Annotated in this window: 20 protein-coding genes and 1 pseudogene; 12 read left to right on the plus strand and 9 right to left on the minus strand. The window is 68.7% G+C overall.

The window, feature by feature from the left end:
* Nucleotides 1-1,324: pseudogene (locus SCI24_RS12735) on the plus strand (carbohydrate porin); the annotation flags it as partial.
* Between the two features lie 142 nt (nucleotides 1,325-1,466).
* Here the strand turns inward: SCI24_RS12735 and betT are convergent.
* From betT to SCI24_RS12765, 6 genes are all read right to left on the minus strand, one after another.
* Entirely contained in the window at nucleotides 1,467-3,515 is a 2,049-nt protein-coding gene (betT, locus tag SCI24_RS12740) for a choline BCCT transporter BetT (protein ID WP_318725730.1), read from the minus strand.
* Between the two features lie 167 nt (nucleotides 3,516-3,682).
* Complete coding sequence (locus SCI24_RS12745; RefSeq protein WP_318725731.1) at nucleotides 3,683-4,345, minus strand: hypothetical protein; 663 nt, start codon at nucleotides 4,343-4,345, stop codon at nucleotides 3,683-3,685.
* Nucleotides 4,346-4,457: 112 nt separating this feature from the next.
* Nucleotides 4,458-5,165, minus strand: a complete 708-nt coding sequence (locus SCI24_RS12750; RefSeq protein ID WP_318725732.1) for a response regulator — start codon at nucleotides 5,163-5,165, stop codon at nucleotides 4,458-4,460.
* Nucleotides 5,162-6,601, minus strand: a complete 1,440-nt coding sequence (locus tag SCI24_RS12755) for an ATP-binding protein (protein WP_318725733.1) — start codon at nucleotides 6,599-6,601, stop codon at nucleotides 5,162-5,164. The genes SCI24_RS12750 and SCI24_RS12755 overlap by 4 nt, the downstream gene beginning before the upstream one ends.
* Before the next feature lie 158 nt (nucleotides 6,602-6,759).
* Nucleotides 6,760-7,686, minus strand: a complete 927-nt coding sequence (locus SCI24_RS12760) for a lysine exporter LysO family protein (protein ID WP_318725734.1) — start codon at nucleotides 7,684-7,686, stop codon at nucleotides 6,760-6,762.
* A 57-nt stretch (nucleotides 7,687-7,743) separates the two neighbouring features.
* Nucleotides 7,744-8,421, minus strand: coding sequence for a hypothetical protein (locus SCI24_RS12765; protein ID WP_318725735.1), 678 nt, complete (start codon nucleotides 8,419-8,421; stop codon nucleotides 7,744-7,746).
* 167 nt (nucleotides 8,422-8,588) lie between these two features.
* Here SCI24_RS12765 and SCI24_RS12770 point away from each other — a divergent pair, with 167 nt between their 5' ends.
* From SCI24_RS12770 to yghU, 5 genes are all read left to right on the plus strand, one after another.
* On the plus strand, nucleotides 8,589-9,149 hold the full coding sequence (locus SCI24_RS12770) for a DJ-1/PfpI family protein (protein WP_318725736.1): 561 nt from the start codon (nucleotides 8,589-8,591) through the stop codon (nucleotides 9,147-9,149).
* A gap of 52 nt (nucleotides 9,150-9,201) precedes the next feature.
* Nucleotides 9,202-9,804, plus strand: coding sequence for a TetR/AcrR family transcriptional regulator (locus SCI24_RS12775; protein ID WP_318725737.1), 603 nt, complete (start codon nucleotides 9,202-9,204; stop codon nucleotides 9,802-9,804).
* A gap of 98 nt (nucleotides 9,805-9,902) precedes the next feature.
* Nucleotides 9,903-11,018 (plus strand): alkene reductase, encoded by a 1,116-nt coding sequence (locus SCI24_RS12780; protein WP_318725738.1) that lies wholly within the window; start codon nucleotides 9,903-9,905, stop codon nucleotides 11,016-11,018.
* Nucleotides 11,019-11,105: 87 nt separating this feature from the next.
* Nucleotides 11,106-11,843, plus strand: coding sequence for an SDR family oxidoreductase (locus SCI24_RS12785; protein ID WP_318725739.1), 738 nt, complete (start codon nucleotides 11,106-11,108; stop codon nucleotides 11,841-11,843).
* A 135-nt stretch (nucleotides 11,844-11,978) separates the two neighbouring features.
* The gene (gene yghU / locus SCI24_RS12790) at nucleotides 11,979-12,842 is read left to right on the plus strand and encodes a glutathione-dependent disulfide-bond oxidoreductase (RefSeq protein WP_318725740.1); all 864 of its coding nucleotides are present in this window, start codon (nucleotides 11,979-11,981) and stop codon (nucleotides 12,840-12,842) included.
* Between the two features lie 105 nt (nucleotides 12,843-12,947).
* Here the strand turns inward: yghU and SCI24_RS12795 are convergent, their stop codons facing one another.
* From SCI24_RS12795 to SCI24_RS12805, 3 genes are all read right to left on the minus strand, one after another.
* Nucleotides 12,948-14,294 (minus strand): nicotinate phosphoribosyltransferase, encoded by a 1,347-nt coding sequence (locus SCI24_RS12795; RefSeq protein ID WP_318725741.1) that lies wholly within the window; start codon nucleotides 14,292-14,294, stop codon nucleotides 12,948-12,950.
* Nucleotides 14,291-14,857 carry an isochorismatase family protein gene (locus SCI24_RS12800; RefSeq protein ID WP_318725742.1) on the minus strand — a complete coding sequence of 189 codons (567 nt, stop codon included), beginning with the start codon at nucleotides 14,855-14,857 and terminating at the stop codon, nucleotides 14,291-14,293. The genes SCI24_RS12795 and SCI24_RS12800 overlap by 4 nt, the downstream gene beginning before the upstream one ends.
* 76 nt (nucleotides 14,858-14,933) lie before the next feature.
* Nucleotides 14,934-15,884 carry a glyoxylate/hydroxypyruvate reductase A gene (locus tag SCI24_RS12805; protein ID WP_318725743.1) on the minus strand — a complete coding sequence of 317 codons (951 nt, stop codon included), beginning with the start codon at nucleotides 15,882-15,884 and terminating at the stop codon, nucleotides 14,934-14,936.
* Nucleotides 15,885-16,155: 271 nt separating this feature from the next.
* Here SCI24_RS12805 and doeA point away from each other — a divergent pair, with 271 nt between their 5' ends.
* From doeA to SCI24_RS12835, 6 genes are all read left to right on the plus strand, one after another.
* On the plus strand, nucleotides 16,156-17,355 hold the full coding sequence (gene doeA / locus SCI24_RS12810; RefSeq protein WP_318725744.1) for an ectoine hydrolase DoeA: 1,200 nt from the start codon (nucleotides 16,156-16,158) through the stop codon (nucleotides 17,353-17,355).
* 271 nt (nucleotides 17,356-17,626) lie between these two features.
* Nucleotides 17,627-18,640 (plus strand): N(2)-acetyl-L-2,4-diaminobutanoate deacetylase DoeB, encoded by a 1,014-nt coding sequence (gene doeB, locus SCI24_RS12815; RefSeq protein WP_318725745.1) that lies wholly within the window; start codon nucleotides 17,627-17,629, stop codon nucleotides 18,638-18,640.
* A gap of 16 nt (nucleotides 18,641-18,656) precedes the next feature.
* Entirely contained in the window at nucleotides 18,657-19,130 is a 474-nt protein-coding gene (locus SCI24_RS12820; protein WP_278032986.1) for an Lrp/AsnC family transcriptional regulator, read from the plus strand.
* Nucleotides 19,131-19,343: 213 nt separating this feature from the next.
* Nucleotides 19,344-20,213: a carbon-nitrogen hydrolase family protein gene (locus tag SCI24_RS12825; RefSeq protein WP_318725746.1), complete on the plus strand. Its 870-nt coding sequence runs from the start codon at nucleotides 19,344-19,346 to the stop codon at nucleotides 20,211-20,213.
* Nucleotides 20,214-20,361: 148 nt separating this feature from the next.
* A complete protein-coding gene (locus tag SCI24_RS12830) occupies nucleotides 20,362-21,834 on the plus strand; it encodes a biotin carboxylase (protein ID WP_318725747.1) in 1,473 nt (490 codons plus the stop codon).
* 47 nt (nucleotides 21,835-21,881) lie between these two features.
* Complete coding sequence (locus tag SCI24_RS12835; RefSeq protein WP_318725748.1) at nucleotides 21,882-22,880, plus strand: C45 family peptidase; 999 nt, start codon at nucleotides 21,882-21,884, stop codon at nucleotides 22,878-22,880.
* Nucleotides 22,881-22,910: the final 30 nt, after the last annotated feature.

Consider the following 22,910-nt stretch of genomic DNA (forward strand, 5'->3'; position numbering starts at 1 on the left):
CAGCAGGCCGAGGGGCGCCTGTCACAGGAGGAGGTCGAGGAGCGCCTGGCCAGGGTCGAACGCCAGGCCAGTGGCGAGGAGGGCTTTTCCTTCAACGTCTACGCCCGCTCGGGCCTGCTGATCGGCGAGGAGGGCAAGAGCGCCGAGGGCGGCCCCTACCTGACCCCGGCCGGCTCCCTGGGGGGGGGCCGTGGGGCGCCTGGGCAACGAGCCGGATACCTACGCCGAGGCCGTCTTCAACTACCGGATGCGCTTCGACAATGGCGCCAAGGCCCATTACCGCACCATGATTGCCGACGGTACCACCACCAGCAACGACTGGACCGCCGAGGAATCCAACCTTAACGTGCGCCAGGTCTATGCCGAGTTCAGCGACCTGCCGAGCTTCACTGGCGCCTTCGAGAACGCCTCCATCTGGGCCGGCAAGCGCTTCGACCGCGACAACTTCGATATCCACTGGCTCGATAGCGACTTCATCTTCCTCTCCGGCACCGGGGCGGGGATCTACGACATGCAGCTGGCCGACAACTGGACGTCCAACGTCTCGCTCTACGGCCGCAGCTTCAGCGACTTCCCCGTGACACGCGAGTCGCCGGGGGATGACAGCGGCGACACCGACAACCTGATCCTCACCTCCAACAACTACTTCGGTAACTGGCAGTGGATGGTCAACGGCATGTCCGCCGCCGACAACGAGGAGCGCGATATCGGCGAAGGCCAGGAGGCCGCCGAATCCGGTTTCCATACCATGGTGGCCTACCATGGCGACAGCTTCTTCGGCCTCTCCGAGGGCAACTTCAAGGCCGCCGTGCTGCACGGCCAGGGCCTGGGGGCCGAGGTCAAGGGCATCGGTGCGCGCGGTGACCTGACCGAGGATGCCACCGCGACCCGTGTCGGCCTCTACGGCACCACCTATGTGGCCCCCAAGTGGCGCGTGGCCCCGGCGCTGCTCGCCGAGACCAGCGAGGACCGCTATGTCGACGGCGACCAGTACGACTGGGCGACCCTCAACGTGCGCCTGGCCAACGAGCTGACCCAGAACTTCGAGATGCAGTACGAGGCCAGCTACCAGTGGATGGACCTCGACCCCCAGGGCCTCGACGGTCGTACCGCCGTCGAGGGTGACTACACCAAGTTCACCATCGCCCCGACCTTCAAGCCCCAGGTGGGCGGCTTCTGGCAGCGGCCGGAGATCCGCCTCTTCGCCTCCTGGAGCGACTGGGACGAGGAGCTGAATGACTACAGCGCCGACGATGCCTTCGGCAGCGACGAGTTCACCGGCAGCCAGTGGACCTTCGGCGTGCAGACCGAAGTCTGGTTCTGATGGCAAGGGCCCGGCGCTGGCCGGGCCCTGCCTGCTGTTTCGATGCTTGCCCGCGGCGTGATGGCCGCGGGCCTTTTCGTCGGCCGGAAACGACAACGGCGACGCCACTGGCGTCGCCGTTGTCGGTTGCTGGCGGTCGTCGTCAGGCCGGCGAGGCGCTGGCGGGCGGTTCGCCCGTGGCGCCGGGCATGGCCTGCACGCCGCCGTCGGCATCCGACAGCGCCAGGAAGTGCAGGTGGCGCTCGTACTCGGAGAGCACGTCGCCGATCACCTGGCCGCGAGTGTAGCCGTTGAGGTCCTGTCCCGTGCCGCCTTCGGCCAGGTGGACGTCGAGACGCACGTAGTAATCGTCGTCCACCGGCAGGAAGCTCGGCGTGCGCAGGCGGTTGGCGCACACCTGGTAGACGAAACTCTGGGCCTGGTCGAAGTCCACCTGCAGGGTCAGGCGCGGCAGGGGCTCGTCCTCGAGGTGCTCCTCGCTCACCGAGGCCCGCTGTCCGCGGCCCTCGAGCTCGCTGGCGAACTGGGCGAGGGCCGGGCGAATGGCGTGCTCGACGGTCGCTGACGCACCGGCCCGGGTCGAGGTGTCCAGGGCGCGGTCGAGGCGTTCGCGCCAGTCGCCCCCCGGGGCGGTACCGCTGACCTGGCGGCGGGCGTCGGCCTTGCTGCTCTCGAGCTTCAGGGCACGAGACATGCCGGCCATGATGGCGAAGATCACCAGCGAGAAGGGCAGGGCGGTGATCACCACGGCGCTCTGCAGGGCATTGAGCCCGCCGGCCATCAGCAGGGCGATGGTGATCAGGCCGATGACCACCGACCAGAAGATGCGCAGGCGGATCGGGGCATCGTGGTTCACATCGGAGAGGATCGAGGTGAAGTTGGCCAGCACCAGGGCGCCGGAGTCCGCCGAGGTGATGAAGAAGACGATGCCGAGCACGGTCACCACCGAGGCGGTGAGGCCGATGTAGGGGTACTGCTCGAGCAGGGTGTAGATGGTGGTCTGGGGGGTGTTCAGCGCCTGCTCGCCGAGTTCGACCAGTCCCTGGTTGGCCACCAGGTCGATGCCGCTGTTACCGAAGATCGACATCCAGGCCATCATGAAGCCCAGCGGGATCAGCAGAGCCCCGATGACGAACTCGCGGATGGTGCGCCCGCGGGAGATGCGGGCGAGGAACAGGCCGACGAAGGGCGTCCAGGCGATCCACCAGCCCCAGAAGAAGATGGTCCACCAGCCCTTCCACTGCTGGGCCTCCTCGCCGGCGAAGGCATAGGTATCGAAGCTTGCGCCGACGAAACCGCCCAGGTAGTCCCCGGCATTGAGGACCAGGGCGTCGAGCAGGCGCAGGGTGTCGCCCTGGAAGAGCACGAACAGCAGCAGGGCGGCGGCCAGCAGCATGTTGAACTCGGAGAGGCGGCGAATGCCCTTCTCGACGCCGCTGACCACCGAGATGGTCGCCAGCACCACCACCAGGGCGATCAGCACCACCTGCACGGAGAGGTTCTCCGGGACGTCGAACATGTAGGTCAGCCCGTAGTTGAGCTGCATCACCCCGATGCCGAGGCTGGTGGCGATGCCGAACACCGTGGAGATGACGGCGGTGATGTCCACGGCGTGGCCGATGGGGCCGTGGATGCGCTGGCCGAGCAGCGGGTAGAGGGCGCTGCGGATCGCCAGCGGCAGGCGGTGGCGGTAGCTGAAGTAGGCCAGCGCCATGCCCATCAGCACGTACATGCCCCAGCCGGTCAGCCCCCAGTGAAGGAAGGTCTGGGGCACGGCGGCCCGCATGGCCGCCGCGCTCTCGGGGTCGAGGTCCGGCGGCGCCAGATAGTGGGCTAGGGGCTCGGCCACGCAGAAGAACAGCAGGTCGATGCCGATGCCGGCCGCGAACAGCATCGAGGCCCAGGAGAGCAGCGAGAACTCGGGCCTGGCGTGGTCGGGGCCCAGGCGGATGTTGCCCGCCCGGGAGGCGCCGATGACGACGACGAAGACCAGGTAGACCACCGCGGCGAGCATGTAGTACCAGCCGAAGGTCTCGCTGACCCACGACAGGCCGGCATCGAAGAGGGCGCCAGCCCGCTCGGTGAACAGCATGGTCAACACCAGGAAGAGCAGGATGCCAGCCACGCTGCCGTGGAAGACGACGCGGTTCAGCCGGTCTCGTCGTTCGGGGTGGGAGGGGGCATGCGACATGCGGGGCTCCTGTGTCGGGGGGATTATTATATTGAATGAACGTTCAAATAAAATACAGCCCCCGCCAGGGAACTTCAAGGCATGAACCTCACGGCACGAACGTCGAGGCTCGAACGCAAACGCCCGGCACAAGGCCGGGCGATGGGGGTGGTAAGCCGTGGGAGGCGTCAGTCGGCGGCGCCGTCGCGCTTCTCCTGGCGACCATCGCCGCCCTTGTCCTTTCGGCCATGGCGGGAGAGCACCGCGCGCATCTCCTCGATCTGCTCGTCGCTGAGGATCTCGGCCAGCGTCTCCTGGTGCTCCTCGCGCAATTCACGCATGGCCTCGCGACGCTCCTGGCGGGAGTCGAAATCGCCCTCGCGCAGCGCCTGCATGTCGGCGTAGATCGCCTCGCGGGCCTCGCGCAACGCCTCGCGCTCCTCCTCGGAGAGTTCCCAGCTGTCGACCAGCTCGGTCAGCCGCTGCTGCATGGCCTCGCGGCGCTCGGCGCGCTGCTCCTCGCGCATTTCCTGACGCGCGGCCTCCAGCGCCTCGCGCTGCTCCTCGCCGAGGATCTCGTCCATGCGCTGGCGATGCTCCTCGCGCAGTTCGCGGACCGCCTCGCGGTGCTCGCGGCGCGCCTCCTCCAGGGCCTGGCGGATCTCCTCGTCGATGCCGGCCCGCTCGAAGAGGGCCTGGCGGCGTTGCTCGTGCTGCTGGCGATGTTCCTCGCTCCAGCCCTGGTGGCTGCCCTCGCCAGCGGGGGCGGCGCTGGCGGAGAGCGCCAAGGGGGCGATGGCGACGGCGAGCAGGGCGGGAGCCAGCAGGGTACGGGTGAGTGAGCGTGTCATGGCGGTTCTCCTTGGGGGCCTCGTCGGGCCTCGGGTTGACGCTGCCAGTCTCGTCGCCGGGGGTGCAAGCGGCATGCAGCGAGGGTGCAAAGGTCGTGCATCTGCCGGGGGGTCACTCCTCCGGCTGGTACTTGTAGCCGACGCCGTAGACCGAGCGGATCACCTCGCGCTCGGGCCAGGTCTCGGCGATCTTGCGGCGCAGCTTCTTGATGTGGCTGTCGACGGTGCGCTCGGAGACGATGCGGTGGTCGCGGTACATGTGGTCCATCAGCTGCTCGCGGGTAAAGATGCGCCCGGGCGAGTGCATCATCACCTTGAGCAGCTGGAACTCCACCGCGGTGAGTCCCAGGTCGTGGCCGTCGGCCAGGGCCCGCCAGCCCTCCTCGTCGAGGACCAGGTCACTGCCCTCGGGGGCCGGCGAGGTGGCGGCACGGCTGCGGCGCAGCACGGCCCTGGCCCGGGCCACCACCTCGCGGGGGCTGAAGGGCTTGCAGATGTAGTCGTCGGCGCCCAGCTCCAGGCCCAGCAGGCGGTCGACCTCCTCGACCCGGGCGGTGAGCATGATGATCGCCACCGCCGGCCAGCGCTGGCGGATCTCCCGGCACAGGGTCAGGCCGTCGGTGCCGGGCAGCATCAGGTCGAGCAGCACCAGCTCGGGGCGCGTGCTGCGGGCCTCCAGCCAGGGCAGCACGGCATCGCCGTGGTCCAGGTGGTGGCTGGTGAAGCCGCTGCCCTGCAGGTAGTCGGCGACCAGGCGGGCGATCTTGGGTTCGTCCTCGACGATCAGGACCAGGTCCTGTTCGGTGTCCGGGGTGCTCATGCGGCGTCCTCCCTGAGCTGGTGGTCCTCGATGGCGGGAAAGGTCAGCGTCCAGCATAACCCGCCGAGCGATGAGGGGGAGGCCTCCATGCGGGCGCCGTGGGCGCGGGCCAGGGCGGTGGCGATCGACAGCCCCAGGCCGCTGCCGCCACTGGCGCGGCTGCGCGACCCCTCGACCCGGTAGAGCCGTTCGGTGAGCCGGGGCAGCTCGGCCTCGGGCACGCCGGGGGCGCTGTCCTCCCAGGTCACCCGCACCTGCCCCTGGTGGGCGGAGAGGCGCACGCGCAGCCGCCCCGGGGGCGTGGTATAGGCGCAGGTGTTGTCGATCAGGTTGTTCCACAGCTGGCGCAGCCGCTGGGTGTCGCCGCGGATCCACGCCGGCCCCTCGATCTCGTGCGCCAGCTGGATGCCGCTGTCACCGAGCCAGCCGCCGGCCTCGTCGAGGCGCGTGGCGAGGCTCTCCGCCAGGTCCAGGGGCGCCAGCTGGACCTCCAGGGCGCCGGCATCGCTCTGGGAGAGCAGGCGCAGGTCGGCCACCAGGCGCTCCAGCTGGCCCACCTCCTGGGCCAGCGAGTGCAGGTTGTCCTGATCCAGGGAACGGATGCCGTCCTGCATGGCCTCTATCTCGCCACGCAGCACGGCCAGCGGCGTGCGCAGTTCGTGGGCGATATCGGAGACCCAGCGGTTGCGCGCCTCGCGACTGGCCTCCAGGGTGGCGGCGAGCACGTTGAAGTCGTGGGCGAGGCTCGACAGCTCGTCGCGGCCGCGTTCCGCCAGGCGCGTGCTGTAGTCGCCCTCGGTAAGGCGCCGCGTGGCCCGGGCCATGCCGCGGGTGCGCCGTCCCAGCCACCAGGAGAGGCCGCCGGCCAGCAGCAGCGAGGCCAGGCCCAGGGCGGCGACGATGATGCCCAGGTTGCGCTGCTGGCGGGAGAGGAAGATGCGGTCCAGGCGCGCCATCAGCTGCTGGGGCGGGCGGTAGCCGAGCATGCCGACCCGTTCGCCGCCGCTCTCGATGGGCAGCCAGCGCAGCTCCGCCGCCTCCTGGTCGCTGTCCGGGGGCAGGCCGATCACCGGCAGCCCGGCCGCGTCGTGGAGCACGAAGTCCCTGGGATCCCCCAGGCGCCGCTCGATGCCCTCCGGCGGCGGGGTGTCGCCGGGCCACAGCTGGCGGCGCACAAGGCGGTGCCAGGCCCCGGGCGACTGGCGCAGCCACTGCCAGTCGCCGCGGCCGGCCCACTCCTCGGCGAGCCCCTCGGCCAGGGTCTCGGCGCGACGGGTCTGGGTCTGGTCCAGATACTCGATGAAGCCCTGGTCGAGGCTGCGCGAGACCGCCAGGAACACCAGTCCGGAGATGGCCACGTTGACCACCAGGATGATCGCGAACAGCTTGATGCCGAGTCGCGAGACGGCCGGACGGGGGAGACGTGGCGAGCGCATGGGCGGGCTCCGGGAGCGAGGGGCGGCGAGGGCGTGGTGCATTCTCGCCGCTCGGCGTGCAGCCATCGGTCAGGTTCTGTGCAGGCAATGTGCAGCTTGCGGTCAGCCTCGCCCATGCCGTCCCCGCCGGCAAGGGCGGCGGCCACGGCGCTGGTCGGTCACAGCGAGAGCAGGAAGAGGATCAGCGGCGGCGAGAGCAGCGAGAGGAGAAAGCCCGAGACCACGGCCACCGGCACGCAGGCCACACCGCCGTGCTGCTGGATCACCGGCAGGGTGAAGTCCATGGAGGTGGCGCCGCCGTAGCCGATCGCCAGCGCCGCATGGCGGCGAATCACCAGCGGAATCAGCACGAAGGCGAGCAGCTCCCGGGCCAGGTCGTTGAAGAAGGCGACCCCGCCCATCAGCGGGCCCAGCTGGTCGCCGACCAGGATGCCGGAGAGCGAGTACCAGCCGAAGCCGGCGGCCAGCGCCAGCCCCTCGTTCCAGGCCAGGTCCAGCAGCGGCGCCGCCAGCAGGCCGCCGACCAGCGAACTGGCGGCCAGGGTCAGGGCGATGGCCAGGCCGAAGCGGTTGAGCACGATCTGGCGCAGCGGCATGCCGGAGTTACGCAGCTGGCAGCCGATCAGCGCCAGCAGGAGGTAGAGCACCCCCTCGGCCAGGGTCTCGGCCGTGGCGAACAGGCCGCTGCCGGTGAGCCACTCCAGCAGCAGGCCGAGCACCACGCCGGCCACCACCACCGCTACCAGCGCCAGCGATCCGGCCATGGCGGCCCACTTGCTGGTAGGCGCCCCCGCCACCACCCTCGAGGGGTCGGCGGTGAGGCCCAGCCGGCGCGACAGCCACCAGAGGGCCGCCAGGTTGCAGACCGAGATCACCGCGAACAGCAGCAGGGCCTGGCCGCCCAGGCGCGAGAGCTGGCCGGCCAGGTCGTCCAGGCCCGCCAGGCTCATCCCCATCAGCAGCAGGATCACGTAGATCGAGGCGTTCACGCCGCGGTTGATCAGCGCCATCAGCCGGGCATCCCGCACCGGCACCAGATACCCCAGCACCAGCGGCAACAGCACGATCACCAGACCGCTCAGCATCGAGACTCCCTTCCCGTCCAGGGGTCGCCGGCGGCGACCGAAAGCCGCCCACTCTAGTCAATTTCCCTTCGGGGAGGAAGCGAGCCCGGCGGCGGCGAGGGTCAGGTCGGTGAGGGCCAGCCGGCTGCGCCGCTCGCCGTCGCGGTGGTACTCCATGGCCAGCAGCAGGCCCGGCACACCGGGGTGGAAGCTGAAGACCATGCTGCGATCGGGGTCGTCCGGCTCGGTGACCTCCACCCTGACCGCCTCGAAGCGTCCGGCGGGCAGCTCGAGTGTGCGGCGGTCCAGCCGGCGGTAGTCGACCCGCTCCTCGCGGCCACGATGGTCGAGATAGCGCAGCCGGCAGGTCGGGTCGCAGTCGTCTGACACGGCGCGCCGGGAGAGCTCGAACAGGGCGGTCTGGCGGTCGGGCAGTCGGGCCAGGGCCTCCCGGTCCAGCTCATACGCCTTGCCGATGCCCAGCAGGCTGTAGCCGCTGGCATAGTGCAGCGAGCGGATGGCCTCGCCGGCGATGAACCGGCTGCGCTCGTGGCCCCGGGCCACCGAGATGGCGGCCCGCATGTCGCTCTGCCAGTGCGTCCCGTCACGGCTCAGGCGGTGCTCGACGGTGGTGCTCGGCCAGCCGGCCACCTCGAGGCGGTAGCGGGCATCGAAGGGGCGCGGCTCGGCGGCGAGGGCGCTGCCGGCGACCAGCAGCAGGATGAGGGCGGCGCAGCGGCGCAGCGGTGCGGGCATGCGAGGACTCCATGGCCGTCGATGGGGCAGGAGTGAGAGTCCCCGCGAGCCCGGGGGTTCCCGTCTGCACGCTCCTTGCGCTTTTCCCGGCGGGCCCTCCGAGGGGCTGCTAGGCTGCCCTTGCAGGGCGACGCCTGCGTCGCCGCCACACCACCGAGGAGACTCTCATGGCCAGACTCTTGCTGATCGCCGGTGACTATGTCGAGGACTACGAGATCATGGTGCCCTTCCAGGCCCTGCAGGCCATGGGGCACGTGGTCGATGCGGTTTGCCCCGACAAGCGCGAGGGCGACAAGATACGCACCGCCATCCACGACTTCGAGGGTGACCAGACCTACTCCGAGAAGCCCGGGCACGACTTCACCCTGAATGCCACCTTCGCCGAGGTGGAGGTCGCCGACTACGACGGCCTGGTCGTCCCCGGCGGGCGCGCGCCGGAGTACCTGCGCCTCGACGAGCGGGTGCTGGAAATGGTCCGCCACTTCTTCGACCATGACAAGCCGGTGGCCGCCATCTGCCACGGTGCCCAGCTGCTGGCGGCGGCGGTCTCCCTCGAGGGGCATCGGGTCTCGGCCTATCCGGCCTGCGCCCCGGAAGTGCGCCTGGCCGGCGGCGACTATGCCGAGATCGATGTCGACCAGGCGGTGGCCAGCGGCAAGCTGGTCACGGCGCCTGCCTGGCCGGCCCACCCGGCCTGGCTCAAGCGCTTTGCCGCCATGCTCGACTGAGGCGTGCCGGTAGGATTTGACGCAGCTAGACGACTGGTCTAATCTTGCCGGCATGAAGACGCACGCCACCCGCGACAAGCTGATCGAGATCGGCGCCGACCTGATCGCCGAGCAGGGGTTCAACGCCACCGGCATCAATGCGGTGCTCAGCCGGGCCGGGGTCCCCAAGGGCTCCTTCTACCACTACTTCTCGAGCAAGGAGGATTTCGGCCTGGCCGTGATCGACGCCTTCGCCGAACAGTACGACGCCCGGCTGGCGGCGATCTTCGAGGCCAGCGACGCCTCCCCGCTGGAGCGCCTGCGCCGCTACTTCGCCGCCGGGAAGGCGGACATGCTCTCCTGCGACCATGCCCGCGGCTGCCTGATCGGCAACCTGGGCCAGGAGCTCTCGGCGCGCAGCGAGGTCTTCCGGGCCCGCCTCGACCAGGTGTTCCGCGCATGGGAGCGCCGGCTGGTGGCCTGCCTCGAGGAGGCCCGCAGCGCCGGCGAGGTGCCGGAAGACCTCGACCCCGAGGCGCTGGCAGGCTTCATCATGGCCGGCTGGGAGGGCGCCATCCTGCGTGCCAAGACCGTCAAGTCCCTGGCCCCCATGGAGTGCTTCGAGGCGATCCTCTTCCGCCAGGTGCTGGCCCGCGAGCTGCCCGTGGCGAGCTGATCACGAGCCGGAGAGCCAACCGCAGTGGCGTGCGTCACGATCCTAGTAGACTGGTCTAGAGATACGATACATACCGCTATCGACCCAGGAGGTCACCCATGACCCCGCAACACGACAGCCTCTTCGCGCCCTTCACCCTCGGTGACCTGGAACTGCCCAACCGGGTGATCATGTCACCGCTGACTCGCTCGCGGGCCTCGCAGCCCGGCGATGTGCCCAACGACATGAACGTCGAGTACTACCGTCAGCGGGCCGGGGCGGGGATGATCATCGCCGAGGCCACCCAGGTCTCCCCTCAGGGCAAGGGCTATGCCTTCACCCCGGGGATCCACTCCGAGGCGCAGGTCGAGGGCTGGAAGCGGGTGACCGATGCCGTGCACCAGGCCGGCGGACGCATCATCCTGCAACTCTGGCACGTGGGGCGGATCTCCCATCCTGCGCTGCAGCCGGACGGTGCCTCGCCCGTGGCGCCCTCGGCGATCAAACCGGAAGGCGCCATGACCTTCATCAGCGCCGATTCGGGGATGGTCGAGGTACCCACGCCGCGCCCGCTCGAGACCGACGAACTGCCCGGGATCGTCGAGCAGTACCGCCAGGGGGCCGAGAACGCCAGGCGCGCCGGCTTCGACGGCGTGGAGGTCCATGCCGCCAACGGCTACCTGCTCGACCAGTTCCTCAAGAGCGGCAGCAACCACCGCACCGATGCCTACGGTGGCTCGCTGGAGAACCGGCTGCGCCTGCCGCTGGAGGTGGTCCAGGCCGTGGTGGACGTCTGGGGCCCCGATCGGGTCGGCGTGCGCGTCAGCCCCACCGGCAGCTTCAATGCCATGGTCGACGATGACCCGGTCGCCACTTTCGGCGCCTTCGCCCGGGCCCTCGACGGTATCGGGATCGCCTTCATCGAGGTGGTGGAGGACTCCTTCCAGGGCAACCACGAGAAGGGGCGTCCCGAGCCGGTGATCGAGGCCATCCACGAGGGGTTCTCGCGCGCCTACATCGGCAACGGCGCCTACAGCGCCGAGGAGGCCCGCCAGCGCATCGCCGCCGGCAAGGTGGACCTGGTCTCCTTCGGGAGGCCCTTCATCGCCAACCCGGACCTTCCGGAACGCTTGCGTCTCGATGCGCCGCTCAATGACTGGGACGACAGTACCTTCTATGGCGGCGACGAGCGCGGCTATACCGACTACCCGAGCCTGGCCGAACAGCCGGCCTGACACCTTCGAGATTCCCGGCCGGGCCGGCCGGGGACAGACACCACGAACCATTCCCAAACCACGAACCATTCCCAAGGAGAAGAGTCCATGTCCGAGATCAATGGCAAGGTCGTCATCATCACCGGGGCCAGCAGCGGCCTCGGCGAAGCCACCGCCCACCGCCTGGCCAAGGCCGGCGCCAAGCTGGTGCTCGGCGCCCGCCGCGAGGAGCGTCTCGTGGCGCTGCGCGACGCCATCGTCGAGCAGGGGGGCGAGGCCATCTATCGCGTCACCGACGTGACCGACCGCGACCAGGTCGAGGCCCTGGCCGCTGCCGCCAGGGAGGCCTACGGCCGCATCGACGTGCTGGTCAACAACGCTGGCCTGATGCCGCTGTCGCCGCTTGACCAGCTCAAGGTCGACGAGTGGGAGCAGATGGTCGACGTCAACATCAAGGGCGTGCTCTATGGCATCGCCGCGGTGCTGCCGACCATGCGCGAGCAGCATGCCGGCCATATCATCAACCTCTCCTCGGTGGCCGGCCACGTGGTCTTCCCCTCCGCGGCCGTCTACTGCGCCACCAAGTATGCGGTCAAGGCGCTCTCCGAGGGCATCCGCCAGGAGGGCGGCGAGGAGATCCGCTCCACCAACATCTCCCCGGGGGCGGTGGCCACCGAGCTGACCACCACCATCAGCGACCCCGATACCGCCAAGGGCGTGAACGAGCTCTACGAGATGGCCATCGATGCCGATGCCATCGCCCGTGCGATCGCCTATGCCATCGAGCAGCCGGCGGACGTCGACGTCAACGAGCTGATCATCCGCCCGACCAAGCAGCCGCTGTAAGGCGCCGCCCTTCGCGGCAAGCCCCGTTGGCGGGCCGCGGGCACCTGCCCGGTCCGCCGCCACGCAAGCCCGGCGAGGACCTCGCCGGGCCCCTGCAAGGGATACCCGACTGCCATTCGCCACAGGAGCATGCCCATGAGTGACGATACGTCCTACCAGCCGCCACGCGTCTGGCGGTGGGAACGCGAGAGCGGCGGCCAGTTCGCCAGCATCAACCGGCCCGTGGCCGGCCCGACCCACGACAAGGAGTTGCCCGTCGGCCGGCACCCGCTGCAGCTCTACTCCCTGGCCACGCCCAACGGCGTGAAGGCGACCATCATGCTCGAGGAGCTGCTGGCGCTGGGGCACGAGGGAGCCGAGTACGACGCCTGGCCGATCCGCATCGGCGAGGGTGAGCAGTTCTCCAGCGGCTTCGTCGCCGCCAACCCCAACTCCAAGATCCCGGCACTGATGGATCACACCACCGAGCCGCCGACCCGGGTGTTCGAGTCAGGGGCGATCCTGCTCTACCTGGCCGAAAAATTCGGTGCCTTCCTGCCGGAGGATCATGCCGGGCGGACCGAGACCCTCAACTGGCTGTTCTGGCAGATGGGCGCGGCTCCCTTCGTCGGTGGCGGGTTCGGCCACTTCTACGCCTATGCGCCGGAACCTCTCGAGTACCCCATCGACCGCTACACCATGGAGACCAAGCGGCAGCTCGACGTGCTGGATCGCACGCTTGGCGAGCGTGCCTACATCGCCGGGGACGACTACACCATCGCCGACATGGCCATCTACCCCTGGTATGGCCTGCTGGTCCAGGGGCTGCTCTATGATGCGGGGGAGTTCCTGGCCGTCGACGAGTACCCCAACGTGCAGCGCTGGGCGAGGCGTATCGCCGAGCGGCCGGCGGTCAAGCGCGGACGCATGGTCAACCGTACCTGGGGGGAGCTATCGGAGCAGCTGCACGAGCGCCACGCGGCCAGCGACTTCGAGACCCGGACCCAGGACAAGCTGTGACGTCGCCCCCGGCGAGGCCTGGCGACTCGACGCAGGAGGGGCACATCGCCAGCGATGTGCCCCTCCTGCTTTTCCGCGTTGCCTGCCTTCCTGCAACGCGGCCCGTCAGGTCGTCGACTGCAGGCGCTCGAGTTCGGGGCTGAGCGTGACAGGGTAGTCGCTCTCGCCCTCCGCGAGCCGCCTGACGTCCTCGGGGAAGCGCTCTAGGGCGTCGGCGACCCGCTCGCGGGCCTCATCGGCCCGGACCATCTCCTCGTCGTCGAGCCGCCCCGCCCGGACCAGCGGGCGCAGCAGCGGCTCGCCGGCGTCGATGGTCTCGTCACGCAGGGCGATGACGTCGCCGACGAAGCGGCCCCGGTCGTCCTGGCGGCGATAGAGCTGCTTGCGGCAGGGCAGGTTGATCTTGCCCGGCGAGTGCTTGACCCGCGGGGTGCCGGCGTACTCCACCAGCTTGTAGGAGAGGTCGATCACCGGGGCATCCGCCGAGACGCCCATCTGGGTGCCGACGCCGAAGGCATCGATGGGAGCGCCGTCCTCGAGCAGCGCCGCGATCTGGTGCTCGTCGAGGCCGCTGCTGGCGACGATGGTGATCTCCTCGAGCCCCGCCTCGTCGAGCAGCTCGCGCGCGCCCTTCGCCAGCTCGCCCAGGTCGCCGGAGTCGAGGCGGATGGCCTTGACGCCGACCTCGGGCTCCTCGCGCATGATCTCGATTACCTTGCGCACCCCGTCCAGGGTGTCATGGGTGTCCACCAGCAGGGTGGTGCCGGGATAGTGGCGGGCGAAGGCACGGAAGGCCTCCTGCTCGTCGTCGTGGGCCAGGATATAGCTGTGGGCCATGGTGCCGTTGATCGCCAGGTCGTGGCGCAGGCCGCCGAGCACGTTGCTGGTCCCGGCCAGCCCTGCGCTGCGGTAGGCCCGCACGCCGCGCACCGCGGCGTCCACGCCGTGCATGCGGCGCATCCCGAAATCCACCACCGGGCGGCCCTGGGCGGCCATCACGATGCGCACCGCCTTGGAGGCGAGCACCGTTTCCAGCTGCACCAGGTTCATCACCAGGCTCTCGAGCAGCTGCGCCTGGGCGATGGGGGCATCCACTTCCAGCAGCGGCTCATTGGCAAATACCGGCGTGCCCTCGGGAAGGGTCCAGATGTCGCCCTCGAAGCGCCAGTCGCCCAGCCAGTCGAGGAAGCCCGGGTCGAACAGGCCGGTGCCGGCGAGGCGCTCGAGGGCCGTGTCGCCGAAGTGCAGCCGGCTGAGCAGTGCCGCGGCATGCTGCTGCCCGCAGGCGAGCATGAAGCGGCGGGCCGGGGGCATCTTGCGGAAGAAGAGGCTGAAGGTGGCCCGCTCCTGCATCGATTCCTTCCAGTAGGCCTGGGTCATGGTCAGCTGGTAGAGGTCGGTGAGCAGGGCCAGCTCGCCATCCTCGACCTGCAGGGGAATCGGCTCGCTCATTTGCGCACCTCGATACCGGCTTCCTCGAAGTCACGGTGGCACGCCTCGATGGCATCCGGGTCGACCGCGGCGGATAGCTCCTCCAGCAGCAGGGTGGTAAAGCCCTCCCGACTGGCGGCCAGTACCGTGGCATGGACACAGACATCCAGCGCCAGGCCGCAGACGATCACCCGCTCGATGCCCTTCTCCTGCAGGTAGCCGCCGAGTCCGGTGCCGTCGAAGGCGGAGTAGGCATCGGCATCGAAGGCGGTGGCCTTGCTGACGCGGATGGCGTCTTCAGGCAGGGCCAGGTCGGGGTGGAAGGCGGCGCCGGGGGTGTCCTGCACGCAGTGCACCGGCCAGGAGCCGCCGCGATGCGAGAAGCTCACGTGGTCGACGGGGTGCCAGTCCCGTGAGGCGACCACCAGGGCACCGGCCGCCCTGGCCGCCTCGATCTCGGCGTTGATGCCCGGCACCAGGGCCGCGCCGCCGGCGACGGCCAGGGCGCCGCCCTCACAGAAGTCGTTCTGCATGTCCACGACGAGCAACGCGTCGTGGGCGCCGTAGTCAACCTTCATGGTCATCACGCACCTCCCGGGAGGTCGTTGGGTGTCTTCTTCCAGCGTAAGGCTTTCCCGTTACCAGTTGTAGGGGGAGGGCTCAATAACCGGCCGCGGGGTCGACGGTGTCGAGGGGCTCGCCGGCCTCGAAGGCGCGCAGGGCCTCGGCCACCTGGTCCAGGGCCGCCCCGAGGGGGGTGGGGCCGGCCATGTGAGGGGTGACCCAGACCCGCGGATGCGACCAGAGCGGGCTTTCGTCGGGCAGCGGTTCCGCGGGGAAGGCGTCGAGCAGCGCCCCGCGCAGCCGACCCTTCGTCTCCCCCTCGCCCTGGCTATCTGGACCAAGCGCGTCGAGCAGGGCGGCCTCGTCGATCAGGGTGCCGCGTCCCGGGTTGATCAGGCTGGCGCCCTCGGGCAGCCGGCCGAGGGCCTCGGCGTCGACGATATGCCGCGTGGCGGGGGTGTCCGGCAGCAGCAGCACCAGGCTCCTGACCCGGCCGAGCAAGGCATCGAGACCCGCCTCGCCATGGTGGCAGGTGATGCCGTCCAGGGATTTCGGCGAGCGGCTCCAGCCATGCACCGGGAAGCCGTCGGCGGCGACCATGGCGGCGACCTTCGCCCCGATGGCACCCAGCCCCAGCACGCCCACCGGCCAGTCGGCCTTGTCGACTACCGCCCGCTCGCGCCACTCGTGGCGCGCCTGCTGGCGGCGGTAGCGGTCGAAGTCGCGCTGGAAGTGCAGGATGCCGTAGCGCACATAGTCGCCGATCAGCTCGGCCATGCCGGCGTCGCGCAGCTTGACGATGGGTACGCCCTCGGGAAGCCCCGGGTTGCCCAGCAGGGCGTCGACCCCGGCGCCGAGGTTGACGATGCCCTTGAGCCGTTCGGGCTCGCCGAGCAACTCGGCGGAGGGCTTCCACGCCGCCAGGTAGTCCGCCTCGCGGCGCTTCTCGGCCGGGGCGCTGCTGGTGAACACCTCGGCATCCGGCAGCCGCTCGGCCAGGGCGTCACGCCACTGCTCGGCGTCATCGATATGGACCAGGACCTTCATGCTTCCTCCATCGGCGATCTCTCCTTCCATCATGGGAGCGTGGTGGGCCGTGAACAAGCGTGACAGGGCATTCGTGACAGAGCATCAGGAAATGCTTGACCGCCCACCATGGGTTGGCAGTAACCTCCACCCGAGGGAACCGAGCGGCTGTCCGGAATGCCCGCCGCACCCCTGATGCGGCCCGGCCCCGTGTCAGTGATCCGGCCCCCGGCCCGGCCTTCTCGCGGCAGAGAAGGCCGATTTTCTTGATGATGCGATGGCGAGTGGCTTCATGATCCAGGTTTCCCTGCCCTTCACTCGTGAGGAGTACGCGACCCGCCTGTGGAAGGTGCGTGCCGAGATGGCCAGCCGTGGTATCGACGTGCTGATCGTCAGTGATCCCTCGAACATGGCCTGGTTGACCGGCTATGACGGCTGGTCCTTCTACGTGCACCAGTGCGTGCTCGTGGGCCTGGAAGGCGAACCGGTGTGGTATGGCCGCCGGATGGACGCCAATGGCGCCCTGCGGACCTGCTGGATCGACCCGGACAACATCACCTACTACCCGGATTACTACGTGCAGAATCCGGACATGCATCCCATGGACTACCTCGCCCAGACCATCCTGCCCGACCGCGGCTGGCACGAGGGGGTGGTGGGCATGGAGATGGACAACTATTACTTCTCGGCCAAGGCCTACCAGTGCCTGCTGCGCGAGCTGCCCCATGCGCGCTTCATGGATGCCAACGCCCTGGTCAACTGGTGCCGTGCGGTCAAGTCGCCCCAGGAGGTCGAGTACATGCGCGTGGCGGCGAAGATCGTCGAGGGCATGCACACGCGGATCCTCGAGGTGATCGAGCCGGGCCTGCCCAAGAGCAAGCTGGTCTCGGAGATCTATCGCGTCGGCATCGAGGGCTGGCGGGACGCGCAGGGCAAGATCTACGGCGGCGACTATCCCGCCATCGTGCCCATGCTGCCCACCGGCAGTGACGCCGCCGCCCCGCACCTGACCTGGGACGACACGCCGTTCCGCGAGGGCGAGGGCACCTTCTTCGAGATCGCCGGGGTCTTCAAGCGCTACCATGCGCCGATGTCGCGGACGGTCTTCCTCGGCAGGCCGCCCCAGGAGTTCGTGCGTGCCGAATCGGCCCTGCTCGAGGGCATCGAGAATGGCCTGGCCGTGGCCAAGCCCGGCAACCGCACCGCGGACATCGCCATGGCGCTGGGCGCGGCCATGGACAAGTACGGCTTCGACCGCGGCGGCGCGCGCTGCGGCTATCCCATCGGCATCAGCTATCCCCCGGACTGGGGCGAGCGCACCATGAGCCTGCGCCCCTCGGACGAGACCATCCTGCAGCCCGGCATGACCTTCCACTTCATGCCGGGCCTGTGGGAGGACGACTGGGGTCTGGAGATCACCGAGAGCATCCTGATCACCGAGACCGGCTGCGAGACCCTGGCCGACTTCCCGCGCCAGCTCTTCGTGCGCTGAGAGAAAGCGGCAACGGTCACAGCGAGGGGCGCCGGGGATAGGCCGGAAGTGAGGTCCTATGCCAGGGGTGAGAAGCACCGCTTCGAACGGGCTGGCCATGGATGGCCAGCACAGGTCCTGAAAGCGGAGCAGGACGCGAGAGCGAAGCAGGGCATCGGTAGCGCCCAGGGATGGGTTCACAGCGCCTGCCTGATGGTCCGACACTTCGGGGCCTATCGCCGGAACAGCCGCGAGCGTTTGTCCGCAAACACAGAACAAGGAGTTCCCTGACATGACCAAGCGTCCCAGCCCCATCTCCGCGACCGTCGACTTCGATGCCGACGGCGTCCAGCACGGCTTCCTCAAGCTGCCGATCTCCGTGGACGAGTCGGCCTGGGGGGCGGTGATGATCCCCGTCACCGTGGTCAAGAACGGTGAGGGCCCCACGGCGCTGCTGACCGGCGGCAACCACGGCGACGAGTACGAGGGCATCACCTCGCTGCTCAAGCTGTCGAGCGAGCTCAAGGCTGAGGAGGTCACCGGTCGGGTGATCATCGTGCCCTGCATGAACACCCCCGCGGTGATGGCCGGCAAGCGCACCTCGGGCCTCGACGGCGGCAACCTCAACCGCAGCTTCCCCGGCGACCCCGACGGCAGCGTGACCGAGAAGATCGCCGACTACTTCACCCGGGTGATGGTCCCGATGTGCGACGTGGTGCTCGACCTGCACTCCGGCGGGCGCACCCTGGACATCATCCCCTTCGGCGCCTCCCACGTGCTGGACGACCCGGAGCAGCAGCGCCAGGCGCTGGAGGGTGCCAAGGCCTTCGGTGCCCCCTACGCCATGATGATGTTCGAGCTCGACGCGGCGGCGCTCTTCGACACCGCGGTGGAGAGCCAGGGCAAGGTCTTCGTGGCCACCGAGCTCGGTGGCGGCGGCACCTCCACCCCCGAGACCATGGCGATCACCGAGCGCGGCGTGCGCAACTTCCTGATCCATTACGGCCTGGTCCCCGGCGAGGTGGAGATGCCGGGCGAGCCCCAGGTCTACCTCGACATGCCCGATGCCAGCTGCTACGTGCAGAGCGAGCACTCCGGCGTACTGGAGCTCTGCCACGCACTGGGCGAGCGGGTCGAGGAGGGCGAGGTGGTGGCCCGGGTCTACGACATGACGCGCAGCGGCACCGCGCCGGTGGCGTACCGCGCCGGGCGCAGCGGCGTGCTGGCGGCCCGGCGCCATCCGGCGCTGGTCAACATGGGCGACACCATCGCGGTGATCGCCGACGTCGTCGACTCGCTGGGCTGAGGATGCCGGGACACCGATGAAACTCGACCGCTATGACCTGAAGATCCTCGAGATCCTCTCCCGCGACGGCCGCATCACCAAGTCGAAGCTGGCCGAGGCGATCAACCTCTCGGTCAGCCCCTGCTGGGAGCGGGTTCGCCGGCTCGAGAAGGCCGGCATCATCGAGGGCTACAGCGCCCGCATCAATGCCGCGGCGCTGGTCAAGCGCACACCGGTGTGGGTGCAGGTCGAGCTCAAGGCCCACAACGCCGAGAGCTTCGCCCGCTTCGAGGCCCTGGTCCACGCCACCCCCGAGGTCACCGAGTGCGTGGCCGTGGGTGGTGGCGTCGACTACCTGATCAAGTTCGAGACCGACTCCATCGATGCCTACCAGCGTCTGATGGACGCCTGGCTTACCGGGGAGGCCGGCATCGAGCGCTACTTCACCTATATCGTCACCAAGACGGTGAAACGTCCCGCCCCGGGCTTCTCGCCCGACGACCTGGCCTGAGCCCTTTCCTCTTCCCCCATCATTTCGATACAGCGAAAGTTCAGCGTTGATGTCACTGCGGCCCTTGTGGCATAAGTTGGTGACAGGGGGTGGGCCGAGGCTCACCCGGCCGGGCGATCCCGCCGGCATGCTCCCGAAGGTGCCGGTCATGTTTGTTGGATAGTTGACAGCGCCCTGGAAGTTTCCGAGATCGCCTGACGCAGAGAGACCAAGATGTCCTATTTCACGATTGCCGGCGTGCAGATGCATGCCCTGCACCATGGTGACAACACCGAGGCCATGCGCCACCGGATCGACGTGCTGATGAGCCGTTTCCCCCAGGTGCAGATGGTCCTGTTCAGCGAGCTGATGCCCATGGGGGCATCGCCGCACCACGCCCAGCCGATGCCCAGCAGCGCCGAGGCCCTGTTCTGCCAGATCGCCGAGCAGCATCGCATCTGGCTGATCCCCGGCTCGATGTTCGAGAAGACCGGCGATGGCGTCTTCAACACCCTCTCGGTGATCAATCCCCACGGCCAGGTGGTGGCCCGCTACCGCAAGATGTTCCCCTTCCGCCCCTACGAGGCAGGGGTGGAGAGCGGCAGCGAGTTCGTCACCTTCGACGTGCCCAACGTCGCCCGCTTCGGGGTCTCGATCTGCTACGACATGTGGTTCCCCGAGACCACTCGCACCCTGGCCGCCATGGGCGCCGAGGTGATCCTGCACCCGACCATGACCGACACCATCGACCGCGATATCGAGCTCTCCATTGCCCGCACCAATGCCGCGGTCAACCAGTGCTACTTCTTCGATATCAACGGCGCCGGCGCCATCGGCAACGGCCGCTCCATCGTGGTCGGCCCCTCCGGCGACGTCATCCACCAGGCGGGCACCGGCGAGGAGGTCATGCCCATCGAGGTGGACCTGAACCGCGTGCGACGCGAGCGCGAGACCGGCCTGCGTGGCCTCGGCCAGCCGCTGAAGAGCTTCCGCGAGCGAGCCGTCGACTTCTCGATCTACCGTACCGAGAACGGCTCGACCCCCTTCCTCGATACCCTCGGCCCGTTGCAGAAGCCCCTGCGCGCCGACATCGAGGAGTACTGACCCTCGCCTGCGGGCGGTGCAGCGAAGAGGAGATCCCATGCTGGAGGCACTGACTCGATGGTTGTGCCGCCTGTTCCACAATCCCCCGGCGGCCCCTGCCGCGCACCAGGCGCCCGGCGCCTCCCCCGTCACCGATGGAGCGACCACGATGAGCAAAATAACAACCATTGCCGATGTCCGCCGCCACTTCCTCAACAACAAGGAGCCTATCTACTTCATCTCGGCCACCAACTTCAACCTGCTGGGGATCGGTGACTGGGTGGGCAACTTCCGCCATATCAACTACATCGACTGCTTCGAGGGGCAGCAGCGCAACGTCTTCGTGCCCAAGGAGAAGTTCCCCCGCGACTTCGAGAGCATCGAGGACATCAACAACTACCTCCTCGAGCACAAGGAGGTGATCGACTTCATTCAGTCGCGCTCGGATGGCGAGAATGCCGGCGTGGCGGCCTTCCTGATGTTCGACGAGCATACCGAGGAGGTCTGCAAGCAGCTCGGACTGCGGGTGGCATTCCCTCCGGCGGCGCTGCGTCAACGCATGGACAACAAGATCGAGACCGTGCGCATCGGCAACAAGGCCGGGGTGCCCAGCGTGCCCAACGTGCTGGCCCGGGTCGGCAGCTACCAGGAGCTCTGCGAGGTGAGCAAGGAGCTGGGCAATGACCTGGTGGTGCAGACCGCCTTTGGCGACTCCGGTCATACCACCTTCTTCATCGCCAGCGAGGACGACTACTACAAGCACGCCGAGGAGATCGAGGCCGAGTCCGAGGTCAAGATCATGAAGCGCATCAACTGCCGCGGCTCGGCCATCGAGGCCTGCGCCACCCGCTGCGGTACCGTGGTGGGGCCGCTGATGACCGAGCTCGTCGGCTTCAAGTCGCTGACGCCCTACAAGGGCGGCTGGTGCGGCAACGAGATGTTCGCCGGCGCCTTCACCCAGGAGATCCGCGACAAGGCCCGGGAGTACACCTTCAAGTTCGGCGAGGCGCTGCGCGAGGAGGGCTACCGTGGCTACTTCGAGCTCGACTTCCTGATCGACATGGACAACGGCGAGGTCTACCTGGGCGAGCTCAATCCGCGCGTCACCGGGGCCAGCTCGCTGACCAACGTGGCGGCCTTCGCCCACTCCGACATCCCGCTGTTCCTCTTCCACCTGCTGGAGTTCTCGGACGTCGACTTCGACCTCGACATCAACGAGATCAACGAGCGCTGGTCGCATCCCGACAGCGTCGACAGCTGGAGCCAGCTGGTGATCAAGCATACCGACGAGAGCGTCGACCTGCTGACGCAGGCGCCGCGCACCGGGGTGTGGAAGATGGCCGGCGACGGCAGCGTCAGCTACGACCACTACAGCTACCATCCCCATGCCGCCGAGAACGACAGCGAGGGCTTCTTCCTGCGCATCAGCGGCGCGGGCGACTTCCGCTACGAGGGGGCGGACCTGGGCATCCTGATCACCCGCGGCCGACTGATGGACGACGACTTCCAGCTCAACGAGCGCGCCAAGGCGTGGATCGACGGCATCCGTGGCCAGTACGCCGGCCAGTCGCTGCAGGACCCGGTGGTGGAGGAGGTGGCCGTCAGCCATGCCGTCGGCGGCGGCAACTTCAAGATCCTGTGAGCTCCGGGACCGTTTCCCTTTCGCCCCGGGAGGTGCCTGCGGCCGACATGGACAAGATGCTCGATTTTCGCACCGTGCACGAGGCCAAGGCCGGTGCCCGGTGGCAGGCGCTCTTCGAGTACCACTGGCCGGCCTACGAGCAGTGGTACCTCAGCGAGGGGGAGCGCGAGCGGCCGGGGTATCTCGCCTGCTACAACGCCCTGCGCCGGCACATGCCGGAGCTGCTCGATACCTATCGGGCGCTCTGCGACCTGGCCGGCGGTGGCGACCTGGCCGCGCGCTTCCTGAGCCTCTACCAGCCGCCGCCCTACATCACCGGCTGTTCCCAGGCGGTGCTCGCCAGCCCCGCCTCCACAGTGCTGGCGCGCAACTACGACTACCCGCCGGAGCTGTGCGAGGGCACGATCCTCTACACGCACTGGAACGAGCGGCGGGTGATCGCCATGTCCGACTGCCTGTGGGGCGTGCTCGATGGCATGAACGACCGCGGGCTCGCCGTGTCGCTGGCCTTCGGCGGGCGCAAGGCGGTGGGGGAGGGCTTCGGTGCGCCGATCATCCTGCGCTACCTGCTGGAGTTCTGCGACAGCGTGCCCGAGGCGGCCGAGGTGCTGGCGCGGGTGCCCACCCACATGGCCTACAACATCACCGTGGCCGACGCCGCCGGGCGCTACGTGACGGCGATGATCGGCCCGGATCGCCGCGCCAGCATCCGCCGCGTGCCGGTGGCCACCAACCACCAGAAGAAGATCGAGTGGTATGCCCATGCCCTGGCCTCGGAGACCCTGATCCGCGAGCGCCAGCTGTCGATCCTGGTGGACGACGAGGCCACCACCGAGGAACGGCTGATCGCGGCATTCTCGGCCCCGCCACTCTTCCGCCACGACTACCGGCGTGGCCTGGGGACCGTCTATACCGCGGTCTACCGCCCCCGCTCGGGGCATGCCCAGTTCCACTGGCCCGGGATGACCCTGGACCTGAGTTTCGACGACTTTCCCGAGGAGCGGATCACCGTGCGCTACGGCACCCGCGGGCTGCACAGCGGCTGACCGACCGATCGATCCCCCGACAACAAGAGC

Source organism: Halomonas sp., from assembly GCF_033549285.1.
Lineage (GTDB): Bacteria > Pseudomonadota > Gammaproteobacteria > Pseudomonadales > Halomonadaceae > Halomonas.

Coding starts and splice junctions, on each gene's coding strand:
- SCI24_RS12800 (WP_318725742.1), bottom strand. CDS start 14,857: ATGACCATGAAGGTTGACTACGGCGCCCACGACGCGTTGCTCGTCGTG.
- SCI24_RS12825 (WP_318725746.1), top strand. CDS start 19,344: ATGTCCTATTTCACGATTGCCGGCGTGCAGATGCATGCCCTGCACCAT.
- SCI24_RS12820 (WP_278032986.1), top strand. CDS start 18,657: ATGAAACTCGACCGCTATGACCTGAAGATCCTCGAGATCCTCTCCCGC.
- SCI24_RS12770 (WP_318725736.1), top strand. CDS start 8,589: ATGGCCAGACTCTTGCTGATCGCCGGTGACTATGTCGAGGACTACGAG.
- SCI24_RS12765 (WP_318725735.1), bottom strand. CDS start 8,421: ATGCCCGCACCGCTGCGCCGCTGCGCCGCCCTCATCCTGCTGCTGGTC.
- SCI24_RS12795 (WP_318725741.1), bottom strand. CDS start 14,294: ATGAGCGAGCCGATTCCCCTGCAGGTCGAGGATGGCGAGCTGGCCCTG.
- SCI24_RS12785 (WP_318725739.1), top strand. CDS start 11,106: ATGTCCGAGATCAATGGCAAGGTCGTCATCATCACCGGGGCCAGCAGC.
- SCI24_RS12755 (WP_318725733.1), bottom strand. CDS start 6,601: ATGCGCTCGCCACGTCTCCCCCGTCCGGCCGTCTCGCGACTCGGCATC.
- SCI24_RS12750 (WP_318725732.1), bottom strand. CDS start 5,165: ATGAGCACCCCGGACACCGAACAGGACCTGGTCCTGATCGTCGAGGAC.
- betT (WP_318725730.1), bottom strand. CDS start 3,515: ATGTCGCATGCCCCCTCCCACCCCGAACGACGAGACCGGCTGAACCGC.
- yghU (WP_318725740.1), top strand. CDS start 11,979: ATGAGTGACGATACGTCCTACCAGCCGCCACGCGTCTGGCGGTGGGAA.
- SCI24_RS12780 (WP_318725738.1), top strand. CDS start 9,903: ATGACCCCGCAACACGACAGCCTCTTCGCGCCCTTCACCCTCGGTGAC.
- SCI24_RS12805 (WP_318725743.1), bottom strand. CDS start 15,884: ATGAAGGTCCTGGTCCATATCGATGACGCCGAGCAGTGGCGTGACGCC.
- SCI24_RS12775 (WP_318725737.1), top strand. CDS start 9,202: ATGAAGACGCACGCCACCCGCGACAAGCTGATCGAGATCGGCGCCGAC.
- SCI24_RS12760 (WP_318725734.1), bottom strand. CDS start 7,686: ATGCTGAGCGGTCTGGTGATCGTGCTGTTGCCGCTGGTGCTGGGGTAT.
- doeB (WP_318725745.1), top strand. CDS start 17,627: ATGACCAAGCGTCCCAGCCCCATCTCCGCGACCGTCGACTTCGATGCC.
- doeA (WP_318725744.1), top strand. CDS start 16,156: ATGATCCAGGTTTCCCTGCCCTTCACTCGTGAGGAGTACGCGACCCGC.
- SCI24_RS12745 (WP_318725731.1), bottom strand. CDS start 4,345: ATGACACGCTCACTCACCCGTACCCTGCTGGCTCCCGCCCTGCTCGCC.
- SCI24_RS12835 (WP_318725748.1), top strand. CDS start 21,882: ATGGACAAGATGCTCGATTTTCGCACCGTGCACGAGGCCAAGGCCGGT.
- SCI24_RS12830 (WP_318725747.1), top strand. CDS start 20,362: ATGAGCAAAATAACAACCATTGCCGATGTCCGCCGCCACTTCCTCAAC.